This is a genomic window from Corallococcus macrosporus, from assembly GCF_017302985.1.
Classification (GTDB): Bacteria; Myxococcota; Myxococcia; order Myxococcales; family Myxococcaceae; genus Corallococcus; species Corallococcus macrosporus_A.
The window spans coordinates 314,708-334,147 of sequence record NZ_JAFIMU010000017.1 but is presented as its reverse complement, the minus strand read 5'-3'; the positions used below and the strand labels follow the sequence as shown (position 1 = coordinate 334,147).

15 protein-coding genes are annotated in these 19,440 nt (G+C 70.9%); 8 read left to right on the top strand and 7 right to left on the bottom strand.

What is annotated here, in order from left to right:
- Positions 1-13: 13 nt before the first annotated feature.
- A complete protein-coding gene (locus JYK02_RS37750) occupies positions 14-1,255 on the bottom strand; it encodes a hypothetical protein (RefSeq protein ID WP_207057806.1) in 1,242 nt (413 codons plus the stop codon).
- 45 nt (positions 1,256-1,300) lie between these two features.
- On the bottom strand, positions 1,301-2,143 hold the full coding sequence (locus tag JYK02_RS37745; protein WP_347402678.1) for a helix-turn-helix transcriptional regulator: 843 nt from the start codon (positions 2,141-2,143) through the stop codon (positions 1,301-1,303).
- 178 nt (positions 2,144-2,321) lie between these two features.
- Between JYK02_RS37745 and JYK02_RS37740 the strand changes: the two genes are divergently transcribed.
- Positions 2,322-3,494, top strand: coding sequence for a zinc-dependent alcohol dehydrogenase (locus tag JYK02_RS37740; protein WP_207057804.1), 1,173 nt, complete (start codon positions 2,322-2,324; stop codon positions 3,492-3,494).
- Between the two features lie 7 nt (positions 3,495-3,501).
- Here the strand turns inward: JYK02_RS37740 and JYK02_RS37735 are convergent, their stop codons facing one another.
- Positions 3,502-4,368 (bottom strand): hypothetical protein, encoded by an 867-nt coding sequence (locus JYK02_RS37735; protein WP_207057803.1) that lies wholly within the window; start codon positions 4,366-4,368, stop codon positions 3,502-3,504.
- Positions 4,369-4,398: 30 nt separating this feature from the next.
- Entirely contained in the window at positions 4,399-5,352 is a 954-nt protein-coding gene (locus JYK02_RS37730) for a GNAT family N-acetyltransferase (protein ID WP_207057802.1), read from the bottom strand.
- 252 nt (positions 5,353-5,604) lie between these two features.
- Between JYK02_RS37730 and JYK02_RS37725 the strand changes: the two genes are divergently transcribed.
- The 6 genes from JYK02_RS37725 to JYK02_RS37700 are packed head-to-tail and all read left to right on the top strand — an operon-like array spanning position 5,605 to position 13,606.
- Complete coding sequence (locus JYK02_RS37725; RefSeq protein ID WP_207057801.1) at positions 5,605-6,726, top strand: polysaccharide export protein; 1,122 nt, start codon at positions 5,605-5,607, stop codon at positions 6,724-6,726.
- On the top strand, positions 6,723-8,930 hold the full coding sequence (locus JYK02_RS37720) for a polysaccharide biosynthesis tyrosine autokinase (RefSeq protein WP_207057800.1): 2,208 nt from the start codon (positions 6,723-6,725) through the stop codon (positions 8,928-8,930). Before JYK02_RS37725 ends, JYK02_RS37720 begins: the two co-directional genes overlap by 4 nt.
- A gap of 31 nt (positions 8,931-8,961) precedes the next feature.
- Complete coding sequence (locus tag JYK02_RS37715) at positions 8,962-10,245, top strand: O-antigen ligase family protein (RefSeq protein WP_242589666.1); 1,284 nt, start codon at positions 8,962-8,964, stop codon at positions 10,243-10,245.
- 1 nt (position 10,246) lies between these two features.
- The gene (locus JYK02_RS37710; protein WP_207057798.1) at positions 10,247-11,470 is read left to right on the top strand and encodes a glycosyltransferase family 4 protein; all 1,224 of its coding nucleotides are present in this window, start codon (positions 10,247-10,249) and stop codon (positions 11,468-11,470) included.
- A complete protein-coding gene (locus JYK02_RS37705; RefSeq protein ID WP_207057797.1) occupies positions 11,467-12,831 on the top strand; it encodes a lipopolysaccharide biosynthesis protein in 1,365 nt (454 codons plus the stop codon). Before JYK02_RS37710 ends, JYK02_RS37705 begins: the two co-directional genes overlap by 4 nt.
- A 28-nt stretch (positions 12,832-12,859) precedes the next feature.
- Positions 12,860-13,606 (top strand): sugar transferase, encoded by a 747-nt coding sequence (locus JYK02_RS37700; protein ID WP_207057796.1) that lies wholly within the window; start codon positions 12,860-12,862, stop codon positions 13,604-13,606.
- Here the strand turns inward: JYK02_RS37700 and JYK02_RS37695 are convergent.
- Together JYK02_RS37695 and JYK02_RS37690 are read right to left on the bottom strand one after the other, a co-directional pair.
- Complete coding sequence (locus JYK02_RS37695; protein ID WP_207057795.1) at positions 13,527-14,678, bottom strand: aminotransferase class I/II-fold pyridoxal phosphate-dependent enzyme; 1,152 nt, start codon at positions 14,676-14,678, stop codon at positions 13,527-13,529. The two genes, JYK02_RS37700 and JYK02_RS37695, sit on opposite strands and share 80 nt — an antisense overlap.
- 120 nt (positions 14,679-14,798) lie before the next feature.
- On the bottom strand, positions 14,799-16,163 hold the full coding sequence (locus tag JYK02_RS37690) for a hypothetical protein (RefSeq protein ID WP_207057794.1): 1,365 nt from the start codon (positions 16,161-16,163) through the stop codon (positions 14,799-14,801).
- Between the two features lie 232 nt (positions 16,164-16,395).
- Between JYK02_RS37690 and JYK02_RS37685 the strand changes: the two genes are divergently transcribed.
- Complete coding sequence (locus JYK02_RS37685; RefSeq protein ID WP_207057793.1) at positions 16,396-17,325, top strand: GNAT family N-acetyltransferase; 930 nt, start codon at positions 16,396-16,398, stop codon at positions 17,323-17,325.
- A 72-nt stretch (positions 17,326-17,397) separates the two neighbouring features.
- On the opposite strand, the gene JYK02_RS37680 is transcribed toward JYK02_RS37685, so the two are convergent.
- Positions 17,398-19,380, bottom strand: coding sequence for a polysaccharide biosynthesis protein (locus tag JYK02_RS37680; protein WP_207057792.1), 1,983 nt, complete (start codon positions 19,378-19,380; stop codon positions 17,398-17,400).
- Positions 19,381-19,440 lie beyond the last annotated feature (60 nt).

Genomic DNA, 19,440 nt, shown 5'->3' with positions numbered 1-19,440 from the left:
CGTCACGGAGACGTCACGGCGCCGCCGCTTCTCCCAGCGCCTTCACCGGGTAGTGCCCCGGCGTGGCGCGGAAGCGGCGCTCCAGCCCGCCGGGCTCGAGGACGCCCTGCTCGAACAGGTTCAGCAGGAAGGCTTCGTACGTCCCTCCGCGTGACGGGCCCGCGCGCTTCAGCTCCGCGTAGAGCACGAAGGCCAGGACGTGGATGCCGTCGTCGTGGTCCCGGAAGAACTCCGCGCCCGTGAGCGGGCTGCCGTCGCGCTTCTGCAGCAGCCCCTCCCGCTCGCTGACGTAGACGTCGATGGCCTCCGCGCAGTCCTCCTCCGTCAGGCCGTGCGCGGTCGTGTAGCCGAACGCCGGGTCATGCTCGCGCACGAGCCGCTGGAAGTAGGGGTCCGCCTCCAGCGCCTTCAGCTTCGCGTCCAGCTCGCCTTCCCGGGCGAAGGGCGGATGCAGCAGCTCATGCACCGCCGTCTTCACCGTGACGTTCACCGGATACGTCGCGTCCGTGAGGAAGTTCCACCCCGTCACCCGGATGCCGTGCGGCTTCGCGAACTTCAGGACGTGCGCGTTCATCGCCGCCACCTGGAGGTCCCGGCCCAACAGCGCCTCATCCCAGCCCACGACGTCATACGGCGACACCTTCTGCGCCAGCCCCGCGATGGCCTGCGCCACCGTGGGCAGGTACTCCGTCCGCCAGATGCGAGGGAACTCCACGCGCTTCAGGTACGCCAGCAGGACGCCCAGGTCCTTCCGCACGGCCTCCACCTGCGCGAAGCCGTCCTCCTTCCCGTAGGACGTGGCCAGGAAGTCCGCGCGCATCCGCCCCCACGCCGCGTCGTCCGCCACCGTCGCCGCCAGGTCCTCCACCGTGGTGGCTCCCGTGACGGAGAAGACCAGCGTCAGGAACGGGCCCACCATCTTCCCGCCCTGCTTCGCCATCCGCTCGGTGAGGTTCGCGAGCGCGGCCTGCTCCGGCGCCTCCAGCAGCGCGGAGAAGCGCTGGAACTCCCCTGGGTAGAAGCGCGTGTAGAACGCGTCCCCGCGCAGCAGGTTGAGCAGGCACAGCGCGTCGTAGGCCTCGGACGGACGCAGCACCCAGTGCGTGCGCCCGGCGTCCACGCGGCGCGTCGCCGACTCCAGGGCCTCCGAAGGCTCCGGTGCATGGGGCACGGGCCGGGAGCCCGCGCAGGCGGTCCACAGCAGCGCCGCGCCCAGGGCCACGGCGCGGCGGAAGCAAGGCGATTCCAGGGTCATGCCCCGGACATAGGGGCGCCCACCCTCCGCCGTCTTGGACGGAACCTACGTCTTGGAACCGGATGCACGTCCCGCCAGCCGCCGGTACTCCGCGGGGGTGAGGTGCAGGTGGCGGCGGAACTCGCGCGTCAGGTGGCTCTGGTCGCAGTAGCCCGCGTCGAGCGCGATGTCGCCCAGCGGCCGCGCCGTCTCCCGCAGCGCCCGGCCCGCCCGCTCCAGCCGGGAGCGGCGCAGGTACTCCGCCGGGCTGCACCGGTACGCCTGACGGAAGGCCCGCCCCAGCCGCAGCGGGCTCACCCCCGCCTCCCGCGCCAGCGCCGCGAGCGTGGGCGGTGGCCCCCGCACCGCGTCCAGCAGCTCCCGGACGCGCACCAGCCACGGAGCAGGCGCGGAGCCCTTCACGGGCGCGGACGCGCGCACCGCCTCCGCCAGCAGCTCCAGCGACAGCCCTTCGATGGCCAGCGCCGCCACGTCATCCGCGCGCCGGAACTCCTGGTACACGCGCGCCCCCAGCGCGGCCACCCGCACCGACGCCAGGTCCACGCGCGGATCCAACCCCGCAGCGAGCGCCCCGCGCGACCGCCACGACGCCTCCGAGAAGTCGATGTTGAAGGTGCGCGTGCGCACGTCCCGCATGTGCTGCGCGTGCTCCAGCCCGGGCGCCTGGAAGGCGACCGACCGTGCGGCGCACTCCCGCGCGCGGCCCTCCACCACGTCCGTGAACCCGCCTTCCAACGTGAGCCGGAAGCCCGCGTGCAGGTGCCGGTGGGACGACAGCAGGACGCCGGGGGCGTACGTGCTTTCCGTGAGGACGAGCCCCGCCACCTCCACGCGATGGAGCGGCGTGCCCAGATAACGGCCGAAGTCGAGGACGGGTGCGGGGGCCACACCCCCTTTTGCATCGTCCCGGGGTCCCATTGCATCCCCGGACGTGGATTGCGCCCCGCTTCCTCCTCTTCCGAGCGCCAGACGGGCAGGCGGCGGCAGCCCGGGAACGTTGGCCATGCGCGTTGCAAGTCCCCAGCTTTGCACAAACGCCTTTCAACGAACCCAGGAGCCCCACCCGATGAAAGCCATCTGCTGGCATGGCCACGGCGACGTCCGTTACGAGTCCGCCCCGGACCCGAAGATTGAAGACCCCCGCGACGCCATCATCCGCGTCACCCGCACGGCCATCTGTGGCTCCGACCTGCACCTCTTGGACGGCTACATGCCGACCATGAAGAGCGGCGACGTGCTGGGCCACGAGTTCATGGGCGAGGTGGTGGAGACCGGCGCCAGCGTCACCAAGCTCAAGAAGGGCGACCGGGTCATCGTCCCCTTCAACATCGCGTGCGGCGAGTGCTTCTTCTGCCAGAAGACCCTCTTCTCCCTGTGTGACCGCTCCAACCGCAACGCGGAGATCGCCGCGAAGGTGATGGGCTACTCGCCCTCCGGCCTCTTCGGCTACTCGCACATGCTGGGCGGCTTCTCCGGTGGCCAGGCCGAGTACGTGCGCGTGCCGTACGCGGACGTCGGTCCCCTCAAGATTCCGGACGGCCTCACCGAGGACCAGGTCCTCTTCCTCACCGACATCTTCCCCACCGGCTACATGGCGGCGGAGAACTGCCAGATGGAGAAGGGCGACACCGTGGCGGTGTGGGGCTGCGGCCCCGTGGGCCAGTTCGCCATCCAGAGCGCGTGGATGTTCGGCGCGGGCCGCGTCATCGCCATCGACCACGTGCCGGAGCGCCTGGCGCTCGCGAAGTCCTGGGGCAAGGCGGAGACCATCGACTTCACGAAGCAGGACGTCTTCGACACCCTCAATGAGATGACGAAGGGCATGGGGCCGGACCGCTGCATCGACGCCGTGGGCGCGGAGGCGCACGGCACCGGCAGCCTGGACGCCGTCATCGACAAGGCGAAGGCCGCGGTGAAGCTGGCCACGGACCGGCCGCACGCGCTGCGCCAGGCCATCCACTGCTGCCGCAAGGGCGGCACCGTGTCCGTGCCCGGCGTCTACGTGGGCTTCCTGGACAAGGTCCCCATGGGAACCTTCGTCAACAAGGGCCTGACCATGAAGACGGGCCAGACGCACACGCACCGCTACACGCGGCCCTTGCTGGAGAAGATTCAAGCCGGCGCCATCGACCCGACGCGGCTCATCACCCACCGCGCCCGGCTGGCGGACGCCCCGACCCTCTACAAGAAGTTCCGCGACAAGGAAGACGGCTGCATCAAGGTCGTGATGACGCCGTAGTCCCCTTTCAGGCCTGGCCCGTCAGCCGGTAGTACGCGTGCGGGCGGCGCCAGCGGATGAAGGCCCGTGCCAGTGGGTTCATCCCCCACTGGATGGGCACCGGATCCACCACGAAGCCCAGCTCGTCCTTGAACTGCTCCAGCTGCGCCACCTCGCGGGCGTGCAGTCCGCCCACCAGCGTGCGGGCGCCCAGCCTGCGGCAGACCTGCGCGAACTCGTAGATGAGACCGGTGGAGATGTTCGTCGGCAGGGCCCACGTCGCGTAGTAGGCGCTGAAGCCATACGCGACGCCGTCCACGATGTAGCCGTCCAGGTAGCCGCCCAGCTTGTCGTCCACCAGCCCCGCCAGCACGCACCAGTGGTCCGACGTGAAGTACTGCCGCAGGCCCTTGAGGTACTCGTCCAGCGTCGGAATCTTCTTGTGCTGCGTGCGCGTCAGGGCATCCCGCACGACGCCATAGCCCTGCTCCAGGAGCAGCGAGGGCCCCGTGAGCTGGACGATGCGCACCGTGCGCTGGCACTTGCGCAGCTTGCTGCGCCGGTTCGAGTTCAGGCGGCTGGTGTCATACGTGTCCAGGTCCCTCAGCCGCACCACGGGGACCTTGCCCGTGGCCGCGCTCGCCGTCTCCGGCGTCAGCGCCGCGCGGTAGCCCCAGGCCAGCGGCGTGGGCGGCGTGGCCTCATCCGGCGTCAGCCGCGCCAGCAGGTGCACCGGCTGGAAGAAGCCGGGTGCCCCCGACTGCTCCCAGTAGTGCCCCCGGTGGGAGATGACGCGAACGCCCTCTTCGCGCCGGCGCTCGGCGAGCTCCCGCTCCGTCAGACACGTGAAGCGGGCGTCCGCGACCTCGCGGAGCTGGGGAAGTGACAGGACCATGGGAACCCCTCCACCAACGGCACGGGAACGTCAGGAACGGGGCGCGCGGTAGGCGGGGAAGAAGCCCCCTTCCGCGTGCCCCTGGGACAGCCGCGCGTACGCCTCTGGATCGCAGATGAGGTCGTGCGTGTAGAACCGGGACGCCGCGTTGGCGAAGCCGCGCTTGGACTGCTCGAGCGCATCCCCCGGCCGGACGCCGCCGCCCAGGTGGACGGACGCCTCCAGCTTCTCCGCCAGCTCCACCATCACCGGGACCTCGTTCTTCTCCGGCGCGTGCGCCAGGTACGCGTCCGCGGTGCCGCCGATGAAGTGATGCAGCAGCCCGTCGCTCAGCACCACCAGCGCGGCGGAGGCCACCGTGCCGTCCGGCGCGCGCGTCGTCACCAGCCACGCGAAGGGACAGGTGAAGACCTCCTCGAACCACGCCTCCGAGGCGCAGTACTCCGCCCCGCCGTGGTCGCGGACCAGGGCCCGCCGGTGGAGCGCCTTGAGCGCTTCGCGCTCCTCCCGCGTGGCGTCCTTCACCGGCACGGCCGCGCTGACGTAGCCGAGCCGCGCGTTGCGGCGGATGTCCTCGCCGTGGTCGCTCCGGAACCTCACCGGCAGCCTCGGGTCGATGAGGCACACCTCCCGGCGCGGCTGTCCTCCCGCGAAGCAGTACGGCCCGCCAATGCGGTCGCGCAGGAAGAGGCTGACCAGCTCCGTGCCCCGCCAGTCGATGGCGTCCACGGGCACCTCGGACAGCCCGTTCAGCTCCGCGCCGGGAAAGCCATACGGCGACACCGCGTCCCGGTAGCCCGTCCCTTCAATGGGCCGCACGACGAGCGGCACCCGCAGGGCCCGCCCCGCCCCGTCCTCCACGATGAGGCTGTGCGTCACCCCTTCGGCGCGCAGGTGCTGCTCGGAGCGGAAATAGTCGGACGACACGGCGCGCTGGCCAGCGTCAGGGACGAGGACGGCTCTCCACGGTGTCACTCGGTTCATGATGTCTCCCCCGGGGGCGGTAGCACGCGGGCGGGCAGCCGCTTGAAACAGCCAGAGGGTATGGGCATGCGCCCCGGGTCCGTCATCGCCCCCGGAGGTGCAGGGCGATGTCCTGATTCCGGCGCTTCACCCCGCCTTGGCCCTCCAGGGCAGGGCATGTGTCACCTCGCCAGCGAGGCCTAACGGCTTCCAGACATTTGGCATTGTCCAGGGCTTACGCTTGCACGGTTTGTCCGGAAGATTCCCCGCCCTATGAAACACGCCCTGCTATTGGCCGCGGTGTTTTGCATGAGCGCATGCGCCTGGGGCCCGGGAATGCAGATGGACGAAGACGCCTTCCGGGAGCGCCATGCCGGAAAGGCAGACGCCGGCGCGGACGGCGCCTATGACATCGTCCCCATCGACGCGGCCCTCATCAGCCGGCAGCAGGAGGCCCGCAGGCAGCTGCGGCCCACGCCGCGGGTGGATCCGCTGGCTCGGGTGGCCACGGACTATGACTACCGGGTGACGGCGCACGACGTGCTGAGCGTCATCGTCTGGGACCACCCGGAGCTCACCATCCCCGCCGGCGAGTTCCGCTCCGCGGAGGCCACCGGCCACCCGGTGGCGGCGGACGGGACCATGTTCTACCCCCACGTGGGGAACATCCCCGTGGCGGGCAAGACGCTGCGGGAGATCCGCGAGCTGCTCACGCAGCGGCTGGCGAGCGTCATCGAGAAGCCCCAACTGGACGTGCGGGTGGTGGGCTTCCGGGGACAGAAGGTCCAGGTGACGGGGGAGGTGGTGGCCCCCAGCACCCTGCCCATCACCGACGTGCCCCTGCGCGTGCAGGACGCCATCGCCCAGGCGAAGGGCTTCTCCACGGAGGCGGACCTGCGCACCGTCACGCTCAGCCGGGGCGGCGCCACCTTCACGCTGGATTTGCAGGCCCTCTACGAACAGGGAGACGTGAGCCAGAACTGGCTCCTCCAGGACGGCGACATCGTCAACGTGGCGGACCGCAGCCGCAACAAGGTCTTCGTGCTGGGAGAGGTCCGCAAGCCGTCCTCCCGCGTGATGGTGAAGGGACGGATGACGCTGGCGGAGGCCATTGGCGACACCGAGGGCTTCGACCCGCTCACGTCCAACCCGGGCCGCGTGTATGTCATTCGCGGCAACTTCGACCACCCCTCCATCTTCAAGCTGGACGCGTCGTCGGCGGACGCGCTGCTGCTCGCGACGCAGTTCCAATTACAACCACATGACGTGGTGTTCGTCTCCGCGCACGACTTGACACGGTGGAACCGGATCATCCAGCAAATCCAGCCAACAGTTCAGCTGCTCTGGCAGGCAGTGGATATCGGAGACAGAACCATCATCATCGACAACCCATGACGAGCACCTCCCAACGCGTGGCGCCCCCCCGCCCCGGCCCTGGCGCGCAGGATGATGAGCTGGGATTGGGCAGATACCTGGCCATCCTGGGAGAGCGTCGCGGCACCATCGCGGCGTCCGTCGCCCTGGCCCTGGCCGTGGGGGGGCTGTACCTGCTCACCACGGCGCCGGTGTACCGGGCCAATGCCCTCCTGCAAATCGAGCAGAAGGGCAGCAGCCTGGGCCAACTGGACGACCTGATTCCAGACGCGCCTGGCATGGCGGCCACGGAGATGGAGGTCCTGGGCTCCCGGGCCCTGCTGGGGCGCGTGGCGGACACGCTGCACCTGGGCGTGAGCGTGGAGCCCCACCACTTCCCGGGGGTGGGCGCGGCGTACGCCCGCGCGCACCCGGGGCCGGAGCTGGCGCCCGTGCCGTGGTGGGGCCGGGCCACGTACGCCTGGGGCGGGGAAGAGCTCCAGGTGGAGCGGCTGAACGTGCCCGAGGAGTGGGAGGACGTGCCGCTCACGCTCGTGGCGGAAGCCGACGGCGCGTACACGCTGTGGGGCCCCGACGGGCGCGCCGTCCTCCACGGCGTCGCGGGCACCGGCGCCCAGACGGAAGGGGACACGGCGCACGAGGTGGAGCTGTACGTCACCCGGCTGCGCGCCCGGCCGGGGACGCACTTCCAGGTGATGCGGCGCTCGAAGCTCGCGGTGGTGGAGGAGCTGCAGCGCGCGCTGCGCATGGGTGAGAAGGGCACCGGCACGGGCATCCTCAACCTGACCCTGGAGGGGCCGGACCCCGTGCAGGCCACCACCACGCTGCGGACCATCGCGGACGCGTACGTGCGCGCCAACGTGGAGCGCCGCAGCGACGACGCGGGCCGCACGCTGTCGTTCCTGGACAGCCAGCTGCCCGGGCTGCGCCAGGGCCTGGAGCAGGCGGAGGCCGCGCTGCGCGACTACCGCGCCAAGAAGGGCGGCGTGGACCTGGCGCTGGAGGTGCAGGCCGTCCTCAACCGCGGCGCGGACCTGGACAAGGACATCTCCTCGCTCTCGCTGGAGCGCTCGGAGCTGCGGCAGCGCTTCACCGAACACCACCCGCTGCTCATGGCCACGGAGCGCAAGCTGGCGCGCCTGCGCACGGAGCGCACCGCGCTGGAGACCCGGCTCAAGGGCATCCCGGACGCGGAGCGGGTGTCCGCCCAGCTCACGCGCGACGTGAAGGTGGCCAACGAGCTGTACCTCCAGCTGAACAACAAGGCCCAGGAGTACCGGGTGCTCAAGTCGAGCACCATCACCAACGCGCGCCTCATCGACGCGCCCGTGGTGACGCGCCTGCCCGTGCGCCCCACGAAGCCGGACGTGTTCGCGGTCAGCCTGGTGCTGGGGCTGACGTTCGGCGTCGCGCTGGCCTTCGCGCGGCGGTCGCTGAACCCGGGCGTCACCGACCCCGCGGCCCTGGAGTCGGCGCTCGCGGTGCCCGTGCTCGCCAGCGTCCCCATGGGCCCCCGCCGCACGGCGTCCCCGCCCGGGCCGTCCCTCATCCTGGCGCGCAGCGTCCCCCGGGACGTCACCATTGAATCCGTGCGAGGCCTGAGGACGCGGCTCCAGTTGGCCATGAAGGGCGCGGGCCGCAACGTCGTCACCCTCACCGGGTCCAGCCCCGGCGCGGGGACGTCCTTCGTCGCGCTCAACCTGGCGTGGGTGCTGGCGGAGACGGGCCAGCGCGTGCTGCTGGTGGACGCGAACCTGCGCGGCGGCTGGCTGCACCGGTGCTTCCGCGACGCGCGCGTCCCCGGCCTGCATGAGGTGCTGCGGGGCACCGCCACGCTGGAGGAGGCGCTGCTGGAGGGGACCGTGCCGCCCGGCCTGTCGTTCCTGGGCGCGGGCAGCCTTCCGCCGGACCCCACGGAGCTGCTGGCGGGCGCGTCATTCGACACGTTCGTGGCGCGCGTGTCGGCCGAGTACGACGCCGTCCTCTTCGACACGCCGTGCATCCTCGCGGTGACGGACGCGGCGCTCGTGGGCCGGCACGCGGGCGTGCGGCTGGCCGTGGTGCGCGCGCAGACCCAGTCCCTGCGCGAGGTGGCCACCGCGCTGCACCAACTGGAGCAGAGCGGCGTCCCGGCGAACGGCGTGGTCCTCAACGGCGTGCCGCGCTCCCGTACGGGCCGCGCGGTGAGCGGCGTCTACCAATACGAATACCCGTCCGCGAGCTGAAGACCCGCCGGGAGAGCGCACCGTGAGCTGGATGTGCTGCACAGGACTGGGCCTCATCGCGGCGCTCTACGTGCTCGCGGGCCGCTGGGGCTTCCACCGGCTGGGGCTCGGGGTCAACGAAGAGGTGGACACGAACCTGGTCCAGGAGCTGCGTCTGTGGATCGTCCTGTGCGGGGTGCTGCTCGCCAGCGTGGGGCTGCTGCACCGCGCCCGGCGCGAGCCCCGGCCCGGGGAAGCCCGCTTCGACCCGCCGCTCATCGCGGCCCTGCTGGGCTTCCTGGGCTACATGGCCGCCAGCATCGCCTGGACGCCCGACCCGCGCTTCTCCCTGACCAAGGTCGCCGACCTCGTGCTGGTGGGGCTGATGTGCGTGGGCTTCGCGCTGGCCGCGCTCCGCCAGCCCGCGCCCCGGGTGCTGGACGCGTTCTGGGCCGCCGTCGTCATGGCCACGGGGCTGCTCGCGCTCACCGCCGTCAAGCAACTGCTGGGGGGCGGCGGGAGCGCGCGGCTGGCGGTGATGGGCGGCGGGCCCAACATCCTCGCGCGGCTCATGGGGCTGCTCGCGATAGGAGCGCTCTACTTCTGGTACTGGAGGGGCCAGGCGTGGCTGTGGATTCCGGTGGCCGCCACCGGCGTCGTGCTCGCGCTGCTCACGGGCTCGCGCGGCGGCTCCGCCGCCATCGTCGCGGGCATCACCACCTGCCTCGTGGTGGGGCGCGTGCCGCTGCGCCGGCTGCTGCTGCTGCTGCTGCTGGCGACCGCCGCCATCACCGTGGTGACCCTGTTCTCCCCGCTGGGGGAGGCCCTCAGCCACTCCGTGCAGGAGCGCTTCCTGCGCCTCACCCTCAACTACGAGACGGGCGCGGGCGGCTCGGTCCACAACGAAGGCAAGGTGTACCTGTCCGGGCGCGAAATCCTCTACGCGAGGGCCCTCCAACTGGGCAAGGACCACCCGGTGGCGGGCGCGGGGCTCGCGGCGTTCCCCGCGCTGCGCCTGGGCGTCTATCCGCACAACCTCTTCCTGGAGGTGTTCTGCGAGGGCGGCATCGTCGGGCTGCTCCTGCTCGCGGGCGTGCTCGTCACCTTCGTGCGCTCGGCGTTCCTGCGGCGCCGGGGGCTGGACGGCGCCACCGTGGGCGCGGCGGTGCTGGTGCTGCTGGGCGCCCAGGCCAGCGGCGACCTCTACGACAGCCGCGCCCTCTTCCTCTTGATGGTGATGGCCTCCGTGACCGCGGCCCCCGGGCGGCGGTCCGCGCAGTCCGGCCCTCCCCTCCCCCACGCCCTTCCCCAGCCTTCATTCACAGGAGCCGTCTGACATGCGCATCGTCTACCTGCACCAGTACTTCAACACCCCCACCATGCACGGGGGCACGCGCTCCTATGAACTGGCGCGGCGCCTGGTCTCCATGGGCCACGAGGTCCACATGGTGACGTCCGACACGCGCACGGACAGCGGCACGGGCAGGGGCTGGCGCGAGTCCAACGAGAGCGGCATCCAGGTGCACTGGCTGCCGGTGCCCTACAGCAACGCCATGAGCTACCCGGACCGCATCCGGGCCTTCAGCCACTTCGCGGTCAACTCCACGCGCCGCGCCGCGCAGCTCCCCGCGGACGTCTTCTTCGCCACCAGCACGCCGCTCACCATCGCGGTGCCGGGCATCGCCGCGTCCAGGTGGAACAAGCGCCCCATGGTCTTCGAGGTGCGCGACCTGTGGCCCGCCATCCCCATCGCGGTGGGCGCGCTCAAGAGCCGCTCCGCCATCATGGCCGCGCAGCTGTTGGAGAAGGCCGCCTACGCGGGCGCGGCGCACATCGTCGCGCTGTCGCCGGGCATGAAGGCGGGCGTGGAGGCGGCGGGCGTGCCGCCGGAGAAGATCACCATCATCCCCAACCTCTGCGACCCGGAGCGCTTCGGGGTGCCGGCGTCCGCGGGCCAGGAGTTCCGCCAGAAGTACGCGTGGCTGGGAGACCGGCCCATGGTGCTGTACGCGGGCACGCTGGGGCTGGTGAACGGCGTGGAGTACCTGGTGCGGGTGGCCGCGGAGATGCGCAGGCTGGACCCCGAGGTCCGCTTCGTCGTCATGGGCCAGGGCCGCGAGGAGGCCATGCTGCACGCGCTGGCGGAGCGGCTGGGCGTGAAGGGCGTGAACCTCTTCTTCCTGCCCAGCGTGCCCAAGGCGCAGGTGCCCGCGGTGCTGAGCGCGGCCACCATCGCCACGTCGCTCTTCACGGACGTGCCGGGCATGCAGGACAACTCCGCCAACAAGTTCTTCGACGCGCTCGCCGCCGGCCGGCCCCTGGCGCTCAACTACGGCGGCTGGCAGGCGGAGCTGCTGGACAAGGAGCCCTTCGGCCTGCGGCTGCCGCCCAAGGACGCCCCCGCCGCGGCGGCCATGCTGGCGAAGCGGCTGCGGGACCCCAGGTGGCTCGCGGAGGCCGGGGCGCTGGCGGGGAAGCTGGGCCGGGAGCGCTACTCCGCGGACATCGCGGCGAAGCGCCTGTCGGAAGTGCTGGAGCGCGCGGCGGCGGCCCGGTCATGAGCGGGCGCTCGGTGGGGGGCAACTTCGTCTGGTCACTCTCCGCCGGGCTCGTCTACGCGCTCGCGCAGTGGGGCGTGCTGGTGGCCTTCGCGCGGCTGGCCACCATGGAGGAGGTGGGCCAGTTCGCGCTCGCGCTGGCCATCACCGCCCCGGTGCTCCTGATGGCGCGCATGCAGCTGCGCACGCTCCAGGCCACCGACGCGAAGGGCGCCTTCGGCTTCCAGCATTACCTGGGACTGATGGTGCTCAACGTCGCCGCGGGCGTGGTGGCGTGCTGCGCCATCGCCACGGTGATGGCGGACACGCTCCACGCGGGCTGGGTCATCGCGCTGGTGGCGCTGGCCAAGGGCTTCGAGGCGGTGAGCGAGGTCTTCTACGGCGCGCTCCAGAAGGCGGAGCGGCTGGGGCTCATCGCCCGGTCCACCATCGCCAAGAGCGTGCTGTCCGCGGTGCTGGTGCCGCTGGCGCTGTGGCTCACGCACAGCCCCATCGCCGGCGCGGCGGCCATGGCGTTCGCGTGGGCCATCGTCCTCTTCGTCTTCGACGCGCGGGCGCTGCGGCGCGAGTTCCCCGGCGTGCGTCCCTGGAGCACCCTCTGGCGCACGCCGTGGCGGACGGAAGCGGGGCAGCTCAAAGCGCTGTTCCTCTTGTGCTGGGTGCTGGGCCTCACCGCGCTTTTGGGCGCGCTGCGGCCCAACATCCCCCGCTACATCCTGGAGGCCCACTCGGGCCAGGCGGAGCTGGGCATGTACGCCGCGCTCGCGTACTTCGCCGCGCTGGGCGGCCGGGTGGTGCACTCGCTGGGGCAGGCGGTGAGCCCCCGGCTGGGGCGCTACCACGCGGCGGGAGACGCGCGCCGCTACGGCCGGGCGCTGGCGGGCTTCACGGCGGCGTCAGCGGGCGTGGGCCTGTGCGCCATCGCCGGTTCGGCGTTGCTGGGCCGGTGGGCGCTGACGCTCTTCTACGGCGCCGCGTACGCGGGGAACCTCAAACTGTTCGTCTGGCTGATGGGGGCCGCGGCGCTGGAGTACGTCTGCCTGAGCCTCGCGGTGGGGCTCACCGCGGCGCGCGAGCTGAAGGGCCAGGTGGTGCTGCTCGTCGTCTCCGTGGCCGTGGTGGCGCTGGGCAGCGCGTTCTGGGTGCCGCGCGTGGGGCCCGTGGGCGCCGCCTGGGCCCTGGGGCTGGGCTGGGTGTCGGAATTGGGATGCAGCGTCTGGCTGACCTGGCGCGTCTGGCGGCGGCTGACGGCGCCGGAGCCCGCGCGGGAGCTGCCCTCCCTACCCCAGGCCCCGGTGGATGCACGGGAACGGACAACGGGCCGGGCCCCCGGGGCCGTAGTGGGGGGCCGCACGCGTCTCTAGCCTTGCCCGCTCAAGGAGCGACGTCCCCATGCAAAGACAGACAGGAACCGGGCTGTTCCTCAAGCGGTGCATCGACGTGATGGCGGCGGGCGCGGGCTTGCTATGCCTTGCCCCGGTGATGGCCGCCACGGGCCTGTTCGTCCGCGCGACGATGGGCAGCCCCGTCCTCTTCCGGCAGCCGCGCCCGGGCAGGAAGGGCCGGCTGTTCACCGTCCTCAAGTTCCGCACGATGCTGGAGGCCACGGACGCCAACGGCCAGGCGCTGCCGGACGAGCAGCGCCTCACCTGGGCCGGGCGGCTTTTGCGCTCCACCAGCCTGGATGAGCTGCCGCAGCTGTGGAACGTGCTCCGGGGCGACATGAGCCTCGTGGGCCCGCGCCCGCTGCTGGTGGAATACCTGCCGCGCTACAGCGAGGAGCAGGCGCGCCGCCACGACGTGCTGCCCGGCGTCACCGGCTGGGCCCAGGTGAACGGCCGCAACGCGCTCAGCTGGGACGAGCGCTTCCGGATGGACGTCTGGTACGTGGACCACTGGAGCCTGGCGCTGGACGCGAAGGTGCTGGCGCTGACGGTGGTGCGCGTGCTCCAGCGCCAGGGCATCTCCTTCGCGAGCGAGGCCACGATGCACAAGTTCATGGGCAACCCGCCGCCGGAGTCCAACGTCGTGCCGCTCCGGCAGCAGGGGGCCGGCACCGTCAGCCCGCCGTCCGCAGCCCCTGGTTCCGGGGAACGGCGCGGACCACCTCCACCACCCGCTCGAGTTCCTGGCGTGTGAGGTTGGAGCCGGACGGCAGGCACAGGCCGTGGTGGAACAGGTCCTCCGCCACGGCGCCGCGCCGCCGCTCGAAGGCCGAGAAGACGGGCTGCAGGTGCATGGGCTTCCACACCGGCCGCGCCTCGATGTTCTCCCGCTCCAGCGCCACCCGCACCGCCTCGCGGTCCGCGCCGAAGGCCTCCGGGTCGATGGTCAGGGTGGTGAGCCAGCGCGTGTGCCGGCCCCACGGCGCCTCGGGCATGAACGCCAGGCCCGGCAGGTCCCGGAAGGCCTCCGCGTAGAAGGCGTGGTTCGCGCGGCGCGCGGCCACCCGGTCCTCCAGCACGTGCAGCTGCCCCCGCCCGATGGCGGCCAGCACGTTGCTGAGCCGGTAGTTGTAGCCAACCTCCGAGTGCTGGTAGTGCGGCGCCATGTCGCGCGCCTGCGTGGCCAGCTTGAGGGCGTGCTGCACCAGCTCGCCGTCCGCGGACACCAGCATCCCGCCGCCGGACGTGGTGAGGATTTTATTGCCGTTGAACGAATAGATGCCCACGCGGCCCACGGTGCCGGGGGCCCGCCCCTTGTACGTGCTGCCCAGGGCCTCCGCGGCGTCCTCCACCACGGGCACGCCGTAGCGGTCGCACGCCGCCATGAGGGGGTCCAGGTCCGCGCTCTGGCCGTACAGGTGCACCACCACCACCGCGCGCGGCAGCCGGCCCACGCGGGCGCGCATGGACAGCTCCTCCTCCAGCAGCGCGGGGTCCATGTTCCAGGACGTGCGCTCGCTGTCGATGAAGACGGGAGACGCGCCCAGGTAGCGGATGGGGTTCACCGACGCGGAGAAGGTGAGCGTGCTCACCAGCACGTCGTCGCCGGGGCCCACGCCCACCAGTTGCAGCGCAAGGTGGAGCGCGGCCGTGCCGGAGCTCAGCGCCAGCGCGTGCCGGGCGCCCACGCACCGGGCGAACTCCTCCTGGAAGGCATCGACGTGGGGCCCCAGCGGGGCAATCCAGTTGCTCTGGAACGCATCGTCGACGTAGCGGCGCTCGAGCGTGCCCATGTGGGGCGAGGACAGGTAGATGCGGGAGGACATGCGAAAGCTCCAGGCAGGACCGGGCATGCAACCCCGGTATTGCCTGGAGCGTTCGCACACTCCCTCCCCCCGCGCGCTCGGGCGGGAGGAGGGGGTGTCTGTCCGTATGTGGAACCCGGCCTACAGCGCCGAGCCCGCGCTCAGCAGCTTCGCGTTGAGCGCGGCGTTGCCGTAGAACTGGGTGTTCTGGCCCACGGAGTGGGTCTCCAGGCGCTGCTGGAGGGTGGCGTTGTAGCGGCCCAGCTTCATCAGGCCGTCGTTGAACCAGCCCGTGCCCGTGCCCGTGCCGTCCACGTACATGCCGTAGCGCTTGGCGGACGGCCAGATGACGTTGTTCAGCGTCACGACGAACTTGCGCATGTCCGCGTCCGTCCACTCCATGCCCGCGTCGTGGGCTTCCACGAGGTAGGCCATCACGCCGTTGCCGTGCGCCACGTCCTGGCCGGGACGCTTCTTGGAGCCCCACTCGGCGGCCCAGAAGTACGCGTTGGCGTTCACCGGGCTGGTCATCAACTGACCGCGCAGCGACGAGGTGTTGTTGGGCATGTCACGGTTGATGTTGTTGAAGACGGTCAGGTACTGCGCCTTCTTCGTGGCGTCCGTCGTCATCTTCGACAGGTCCATGGCGATGTATGCCCAATGCGACGCCATGTGCGTGTTGACGCGGTAGATGTAGCTGTTCGCGCCGCGCTTGAGCCACTTCTCGAACATGTTGCGCTCGGTGAACGCCAGCAGGCGGTCGTACTGCGCCTTGTACGTGGCGTTGCCGTAGAGCGCGGGCGTCTCACGGATGGTGCGCAGCATGCGCGTCACATAACGCCAGCAGTAGCTCTCAAAGAGAGGGACTTCCTGGCCCAGCGTGTCCGAGCGCGCCGACGCCCAGCCCAGGTAGCTGTCCTTGAACTGGCTCCGGGGCAGCGAAGAGGAGACCTTCGCGTGGTTGACCATGTTGTTCACATACAGCAGCGCCCGGTCCATGTACTGCGTCTTGCCGGTGGCGCGATACATCGCGGTGTTGCCGTCGATGCCGTAGGACAGGTCGTAGAACTGCCAGCTGTCCAGCGAGTTGCTCTTGGGGAGGAAGCTGGAGGTGTGCTCCGAGTTCCAGCGGTTCAGGAAGAGCGTCTCCCAGCCAGCGACCGTGCGCAGGCTGACCGCGGCCTGGGCCGTCGTGCCCAGGCCTTCCTCGGTGGAGGCAGGCACTTCCGCGGTCGCGGGGGCGTCCGCTTCCGGAGTGGCCGGGGACTCCTCGGCCTCCGGCTCACCGGGGACCGCGGCGATCTCTTCGGGGGAAGAGGGAGCGAGCGAGTCCGAGTCCGGGCGGGCGACTTCGGTGCTGCCCGGGGTGTTGTCTCCGTTGTCACCGGCCGTGCTGGCGTTGTCCTGCTCGGGGTTGGGGCCACACGCACCACCCACCAGCAGGGCAAGCGACAGCAGGGACGACAGGGCGCGACCAGACGTGTTGCGACGACGAGGTTCCAACATCAGGGGGGTCCTGTGGGGTAGCTCCCGTCGACGGCCCGGTAGGCTACCCTGTTGTGGGAACGCCGGAGTGCGTTCACAGGTCGCCAGAAGCATTTGGCGACCTCTGTAATTCCTTTGTGATTAGACAAATAATAAATCACGACTGCCTGTGAGTGTTCAGTCCAGGTCCCCATGGGCCTGTCCGCCTGAGCCGGTTGGGGGATGGATGACGAGGACAGGGCAGGCGAGCGCCATGCTGGTTCCCGACGCGGGAGCCTCGGCGCTGTCAGAGGAGTACTTCCGCTCCGGGCATCACCTCCGCGCCGAGCAGGTCACCCATACGCTGGTCATCAAGACCGACACAGACAGGACGCTGCGCGTGCCACTCATCGTGCGAGCGATTGAGGGAACGGCGTATCGCGACGCCATTTCTCCGTATGGCTTTCCGGGCGGTGAATTGGACGGATGGAGCGAGGTGCCAGCACCTGCGGTGGATTGGCGGGCCACGGAGCTGGTCAGCATCTTCGTGAGGGAGCGGGTCCAGGGACCGCACTGCTTCTCGCAAGGGACAGCGCGCAACGAGGTCTTCTTCGTGGATCCGCGCCGCCCGCTCACACTGCGGGAGATGCACCGCCGGCACCAGCGGCGGAACGTCCGGCTGGGCTTCGTCAGCACCGTGCGGGCGTGCCGGGACGCACCGCCCGAGGAGCGCGCGGGGTTCCAGGACGTGTACCGGCAGACCATGGTCCGGGACCAGGCGTGCCACCGGTACTTCTTCCCGGACGCGTACTTCGAGGAGCTCTTCGCGTCCCCGGCCGCCTGGCTCGCGACGACGCGTGCGCCGGACGGCGCCGTCGCCTCCGCGGCGCTGGTCGTCCGGAGCGACGGCCTCTTGCACTACTACCTGGGCGGAACGGCGGATGCGCACCTGGCGCGCTCACCCGCGAAGAACGTCTTCGGCGAGATGATCGACCTGAGCGCCCGGCTGGGGCTCCCGCTCCACCTGGGAGGCGGGCTTAAGCCGGGGGACGGGCTGGAGGACTTCAAGCGCGGCTTCGCCAACGACAGCGGGCGCATCCACACGCATGAAGTCATCTGCGACGCGGCCGCGTACGCCGCGCTGGCGGAGGGCCGTCACGCGGGCGGCTTCTTCCCGGCCTACCGCGCGCTGCCCCCGCCATGACGAAGCCCCGGCCTCCCGCACCAGGCACGGGAGACCGGGGCCATGTGACGGACCGTCAGGGTCCGCGTGGGGTCAGGCGCTGACGTTCTGCTCCGCGGTGGCCGCCTTCGCCGCCGGGAAGGCGGGCAGCACCTTCGCCGGGGTGCCCGGCATCTTCGACGGGGTGTACGCGGGGATGAGGTCCTGGAGGGCGCGCTTCACGTCGTGGACGTCGCCGGTCCGGGCCGCGCGGTCCAGCCGCTTGAGCTGGAGCTGGAAGTCCGCGGGAGGCGCCGGGCTGCGGGCCACCTTGATGCGGTTGCGCACCTGCTGGGTGAGCTCCTCCTCCTCGGACATGAGCACCTCCTCCAGCTTCTCCCCCGGACGCAGCCCCGTGTAGACGATGCGGATGTCCTTGTCCGGCACCAGGCCCGTCATGGTGATCATGTTCGCGGCCAGCTCCGCGATGCGGACCGGCTCCCCCATGTCCAGGATGCACAGCTCGCCGTAGCCGCCCAGGCCGGCCAGCACCACCAGGCCCACCGCCTCCGGGATGATCATGAAGTAGCGGGTGCAGTCCGGGTGCGTGACGGTGACGGGGCCGCCCGCCTGGATCTGCTGCTTGAAGAGGGGCACCACGCTGCCAGCGGACCCCAGCACGTTGCCGAAGCGGACGGCGCAGAAGGTGGTGCGCGACGTCGCGGCGATGTCGCGGATGACCATCTCCGCCAGCCGCTTGGAGGCGCCCATCACCGACGAAGGCTTCACGGCCTTGTCGGTGGAGATGAGGATGAAGCGCTCGGCGCCGCAGGCGTCCGCCATGCGCGCCACGTTCTGCGTGCCGAAGACGTTGTTCTTGATGGCCTCTTCCGGCGAGTCCTCCATCAGGGGCACGTGCTTGTGCGCGGCCGCGTGGAAGACGTACTGCGGCGCGAACTCCACGCCAATGCGCATCATGCGGTCCAGGTCCCGGATGTCCGCCACCACGGAGTGCACCGGCACGTTCGGGTAGCGCGACTGCAGCTGGCGCACCAGCAGGTAGAGCTCGTTCTCGTTGATGTCCACCACCACCAGCGACGCGGGCGAGTGCCCCGCCACCTGCCGGACGATTTCACTGCCGATGGAGCCCGCGCCGCCGGTGACGAGGATGCGGCGGCCCGTCACCAGCCGGTGCACCTCCTCGTGGTCGAAGGCGATGGCGTCGCGGGGCAGCAGGTGCTCCGGGGACAGGTCGTGCAGCATGGCCGCGGTGATCTTCTGGTCCAGGTAGGCGAACGAGGCCGGGATGATCTTGAAGCTGACGCTCTGGTGGCGGCACAGGCTCAACAGGTGCCGCGTGCGCTCCGGGGACAGCCGGGGGATGGCGATGAGCACCTGCGTCACCCGGTGCTTCCTCATCAGCTCCGGCAGCGCGTCCAGGACGCCCAGCACCGGCTTGCCGTTGAGGAAGGTGCCCTGCTTGCCCGGGTCGTCATCCACCAGACCGATGACGTGCCACGGGCTCGTCCGGTCCCGCAGCAGGTCGCGCAGCAGCAGGTCCCCGGCGCTGCCCGCGCCCACGATGAGCGTGCGCTGGGAGCCCTGCGCCCGCGCGCGCCGCTGGTCCAGGTACCACTGCCGCGCCATCCGCGGGGCGAAGCGGTGGAAGCCCAGGAGCGTGGTGGTGACGAAGAACTCCAGCGCCACCACCTGCCCCGGCAGCGCCTCCACGAAGAAGACGTTGCGCAACAGCTCGAAGACGATGGTGGCCGCCAGGCTCGCCAGCTCCAGGCGGACCGCCTCGTGGATGCCGGAGCGGTGGAACGACCAGCGGTGCAGCCCCACCCACACCAGCGTCACCAGGCGCACCGCGACCAGCAGCGCCATGGCGCGGGGCAGCACCTCCCGGCACGCCTCGGACAGGCCGTCAGCGAAGTGCAGCTTCGTGGCGAAGAGCAGCGAACAGGCGATGAGGACCGCGTCCACGCCCAGCATCCGCAGCCAGCCGAAGCGGTGAGCCCTCCTCGGAGCCTCCTCCGAAACCTCCAGGGGCTCCACGTCCATGCTCAGCGCGTCCAGCTTCTGACCGTGTTCCATCGATGTCTCCCCCCTTCCGGCCGGGCGTCCACGGAAGATCCGCCGTCCCCCCCAAACGCG